Origin of the sequence: Actibacterium sp. (assembly GCF_041584535.1) — a bacterium.
Classification (GTDB): Bacteria; Pseudomonadota; Alphaproteobacteria; order Rhodobacterales; family Rhodobacteraceae; genus Actibacterium_D.
This window is the reverse complement of record NZ_JBFHDW010000205.1, coordinates 1-4,904: the sequence shown is the minus strand read 5'-3', so window position 1 is coordinate 4,904 and position 4,904 is coordinate 1. Positions and strand designations below refer to the sequence as shown.

At 60.3% G+C, this 4,904-nt stretch carries 3 protein-coding genes; 1 reads left to right on the top strand and 2 read right to left on the bottom strand.

Annotation, left to right across the window (positions count from 1 at the left end; translation table 11 throughout):
• Together ABYW26_RS10515 and ABYW26_RS10510 are read right to left on the bottom strand one after the other, a co-directional pair.
• A partial coding sequence (locus tag ABYW26_RS10515; protein WP_372604798.1) for a response regulator occupies positions 1 to 1,438 on the bottom strand: 1,438 nt, incomplete at its 3' end.
• A gap of 2 nt (positions 1,439 to 1,440) precedes the next feature.
• Positions 1,441 to 3,192, bottom strand: coding sequence for a hypothetical protein (locus tag ABYW26_RS10510; protein WP_372604797.1), 1,752 nt, complete (start codon positions 3,190 to 3,192; stop codon positions 1,441 to 1,443).
• A gap of 232 nt (positions 3,193 to 3,424) precedes the next feature.
• Between ABYW26_RS10510 and ABYW26_RS10505 the strand changes: the two genes are divergently transcribed.
• Positions 3,425 to 4,904: GAF domain-containing protein (locus ABYW26_RS10505; protein ID WP_372604796.1), on the top strand; the 1,480-nt coding region annotated here is incomplete at its 3' end.

The window sequence follows — 4,904 nt, the reverse complement described above, 5'->3', positions numbered from 1 at the left end:
CGACCAGCTTGCGCAGATGCATTTCAACCATTGCATCGAATTGCGCGGGCGCCTCGAAACTGTGAAAGGCCGAGCTGAACGTGCCGTCCTCGCCAATCAGATTGCGCGCGACATAGTCGTGAAGGCGGTCGATCTGATCCAAAAGTTCTAACACATTTGCCTTGTCAGCCAAAGACACCATCGGCGCGCCGAACTTTCGATACAGCAGCATCTCGGGCTTGCCTCTGGTCTGATAGCCCTGCAACGCGTCCTCGTATTCAAACACCGTGCCGCTTTCGTATTGCGACCCGTCGGGGCGGGTGATCGACGGCGGCAGCGGCGATCCGATGCGCGACCACATGATGCCGATATAGATTTCGGTCTCGCGCGGGGGATGGATCTGGGCCTGAAACGTGTCCGAGGCCAAAAGCGGCTCTTCTTCCCACAGGATCGGAACCAACAGCGCCCGACCGGCAAATTCATCGTTCAGCCGGCCAATGACGCTTTTGACGATCAGCCGCTCGGCGATCACATCGCCGGGCGAGGAAATGAACACCTTGATCTGGCGCGCCGCGTTCTGGCGCAGCCGGACCTTTTCCAGACAGGCATTGATCCGGGCGATCAGCAGCACCGGGTTGAACGGTTTGGCGACATAATCCTCGGCGCCGTTCAGGATACATTGGATCATCAGGCTGCCTTCGTCGGCGGCGGACAGCATGATCACCGGAATGGTTCTAAGACGTGGATTGCCCTTGATCAGCTCTAGGGTCTCCAGTCCGGACAGGCCCGGCATCATGTGATCCAGCAGCACCAGATCGAACCTTTGGGTTTCCAGCGCCTCCAGCGCCGCGCGCCCGCTGTCCACCACGACCGAGCGATAGCCGCCCCGTGCCAGCCGGCGGGCCAGCAATTCGCGGTTGCTGGCGTCATCGTCGACGATAAGGATCTCGCCGCCGATCCCGGCAATCGTCATGCCCGCCGCCAGATCAGCGGTCACCGCCGCCGATTTCGGCTTGCCGGTGGGCGCCGTGGTTTCGGCGGTCAGCTTGGCATATAGCCCCTCTAACAGGTCCAGCACCTGACGCTGGGCCTTGGTGATGTGGTCAAGGTCGCCCAGAATGCTGTCATCGCCTGCCGCGACGATATCCTCGTGCAGAATTTCGGCATAGCCGCCGATATGGTTCAGCTGCATGCGGATCTGGAACATCGCATCGTCGAAATCAATGTCGTCGATCGAGGCTTTGGCCTCGCCGAAAAACTGATCGACCAGCGCCAGAATGCGCTGCCCGGCGTTCTGGATCGCCATCAGATCATGGCCGCAATCCTTCAGGGCGGCGGCATCCATATCTTCTTCGATCAATTCGGCATAGCCGATGATATGCCCGACCGGGGTGCGCAAATCATGCCGGGCGGTGGAAAGCCGCGCGGCGAAGTCATTGCTGGGTTCGGGCTTGCTCACGGTTATCCTGCCGCCGGGGGTTCGTGTTCACGGTGGTAGCGGTGCACGCTCCACAGATAGTTTTCGATCAGCGCCTTATCGGCCAGATCGGTGATGATGCGGGTGGCGTCCTGGGGCCGCTTGGCAAAGGTCAGCGGTTTGATCGCGGCCCGGAACAGCCGTTCCTGGTTCGAATATTGCCAGATCAGCTCGCGCGTCGCCATCTTGCCCTGATACAGTTCCCAAACCGCGACCCAAAGCGGCAGAAGGCCCATCAGGAACACCAGAATGGCCTTGCCGTCATAGCCAGCCATATCCAGATGCAGCAGCGCCTTCTTGAAAAAGATCAGCGCCAGCGCGCCCAGCACCGACCCGGCAAGCAACAGGCCCTTGACCCGCTCAAGCCGCTCGTGCCGCCGATGCATGGCGTGCAGTTTCCGGTGATAGTAATTCGCCTGATCCTCGACCCAATAGGTGCGCACCAGTTCCAGCGCATCCTGTGCCTTGGCGTGGCCGGTTTCGACCAGCGGTTCGCAACAGCGGATGGCATCGCGGAGCCAGTCAAAGCGTTCAAAGCTGTCGACGTTGGTCAGTCGCAGGATGCGGCTCATGCCATAGCCGCGCGCGACGCCGGACACGGCAAGGAACAGCTGCACCCGCAAGGTTTCAGCCAAGGCCCGATAGCACAGATGCTTTGGCAGCCATTGATTGCGCCGGCTTACCTTGAAGCCGATGAACCCGACCACGAACAGCAGGATATAGATGACCAGAAACGCCTTCACCGCCGCGATCTTTGCATAGACAAGAAAGAAAAACCCCATCGCGGCCGCCAGCAGACCGAACAGTTTGAACATCCTGTCCGAATTGGTCTGATTGGCGCGGGCCAGCTTGTCGATGCGTATATATTCGGCCTCGATCCCGCGGATTTCCATCGACACCGGCGGGGCATTGTCCGGCAGCAGGGGATAGCCCGGCAGATCCTGCCCAAGGCCCAACGCCCGCTCGCCAGCGAAGGCATCCAGCCCCTTCCAGCGCGCGTCGATGACGGCGGGAATGGCGGCTTGCTTCCAATAGTAATCCGAGGTCGGGCTGGCGACCAGATAGGTGGGCGCGGCGGGTGCGGTGCGGTGATGGCTGCCGGATCGGGACACCGGAACCCAATACACCAGATCGGCGCCGGTTTCGGGATCGGCGGCGTCGATCGGAACTTCCATCGGCCTTTGGCCTTCGACACCCCCAAGATAGCCCAGCACAACGTCGCCGGTGCCGCCGGCCAAGCCTTTGTCATCGCCATCCCACAGCGCAAGCAGCAGGTTCGAGCGGCGCTGGATATAATCCATCAGCCGGACATATTGCCCCTCACGCACCGACGGTTCGCTGACGCTTTCGGCGGTCACGCCATCGGCCAAGGGAATTTCACTGACCTGAACCCGTGGGTCTTGCAGCAGCGTGCGAAAGGTCTTTAACGCCGCGCCATCAAAGTCATTCGCATAGATGTCGGCGGGCAGGGGCAGCACCGCATGAACCGCCAGCCCCATATCCAGCGCGATATGCGCGACCAGCGTGTCCGCGCCCTCGGCCAGACCGGTCACCACCTGGATCGGCATATTCTTGAAGCGCATCGAAAGCCCCAGCAGGGCCTTTCTGACAGCGGTCTCGGTCTGGTCGCATTCCTCGGGCACAAGATCCCTGTGGCCGGTGATGCCAACGGCGAAGAATAGCTCGTTTTCCGATGGTCCGTCCGCGCGGCTGGGCGGCGCATTCTTGGTTTGCATTGCCTGCAATGTCCCGTCTGTCCTGTCGCTTTCAGACTTTGTCGCACAAAATTCCCTATTCCGCGACAAAATGTGCCAAAATCAAAGAAAAGGGGGGCGGAACATGGGATTGCGACATCTGCGGACCGGTGATTGTGCAGAACCCATCTGCAGGCCGGTGGGTGACGCAGGGCAAAACCTGTCGTTTGGACGCCCCGGGAAATCCGACTGAATTATACGTGGAAATCCGCAAATGGCCGCCGAAAAACTTACGCAAGACGCCGACCTGACCTCGCTGGTCAGGATCATGGAAGAATGCCCCTATCCGATTGTCCGGCTCAACGCCGAAGGCAAGGTGCTGTATTCCAATTCGGCGGTTTCGCGCCCCAACGGATTGATCGATCCGGCCACTGGTGAGCTGGATGCCGCCACGGTCGAGGCGGCGATCGAGGCCTATAAGGCCAACATCAGCGCCAGACAGAATTTCGAGATTGGCCAGTCCATCCTGACCGTCCATTTCAACCCGGTCACCGAATACGGCTATGTCAATCTGTTCGCGCGCGACATCACCGAACACGCCCTTGCGCGGAAAAAGCTTGAGGATGCGGCAAAGTTCCCGAACGAAAACCCGAACCCCGTGGTGCGGATCGAGCGGGATCTGAAGATCCTTCTGGCGAACCAACCGGCGCATGATCTGCCCGGCCTGATCTATCCCGGCCCGCCCGCGCGTTTGCAGGGTGAATTGGCGCAGGTCGCGGAAAAGGCGGTTCTGAGCGGCGAGCGTCAGGAATACCTGCTTGAAGACGACAAATGCGCGTTCCTGTTCAATATCGTGCCGATTCAGGGCGAGAACTATCTGAACATCTATGGCCGCGAGGTCAGCGCCGAACGCGACGCCAAGCAGGCGCTGGTCAAGGCCAATGCCGACCTTGAGAAACGCGTTGCCGACCGCACCGCGTCAGTCCGGTTGTTGCAGAATATCGTTCTGGCCGCGAACAGCGCCGAAACCTTTGAGGCCGCCTTGCAGACCGCCCTGCACGAAATCTGCATGTTCGCGGGCTGGCCGGTTGGCCATGCCTATGTGATCGACGAGATCGACGGCATCAAAGTTCCGGTGCCGACCGGCATCTGGCATATCTCGAAAGGCGCGGGCATGGCGTCGCTGCGCCGGGCCACGGAAAATCAACGCTTTGGCGATCCGTCCGATCTGCCGGGCTGGGTGGCCAGCCGCGGGCAGGTGCGCTGGATCGAAGATCTGGCCAATGAAAAGGATTTCCCGCGGCTTGAATTCACCAAAGAGGCCGGTCTGGTTTCAGGCATGGCGTTCCCGGTCACCCTGCACGATCAGATCGTTGGCGTGCTTGAGTTCTTCTCGTCGGAAACCGCCGACCCGGACATGGAGATCATCTCGTCACTGAACCACATCGGCACGCAGCTGGGTTCAGTCGCGGAACGCAAACGCGCCGAGGCGGCGCTGGCGGCCAGTCAGGAAGAGGCATCCATCGCGCATTCGCATCTCAGTTCGGCGATCGAGGCGATGGAGCAGGGGCTGATCCTGTATGACAAGGAAGACCGCTTTGTTCTGATGAACAAGAAGTCCACCGAAATCATGGCCAAACTTGCGGGCGGCGTCGCCCCGAAAGTCGGTCAGGAATTCGAGGATTTCCTGCGAGGATCACGAAATCCCAGCCGAAAATTCGAGACGGAAGAGGACCGTCAGGCCTGGATTCAAT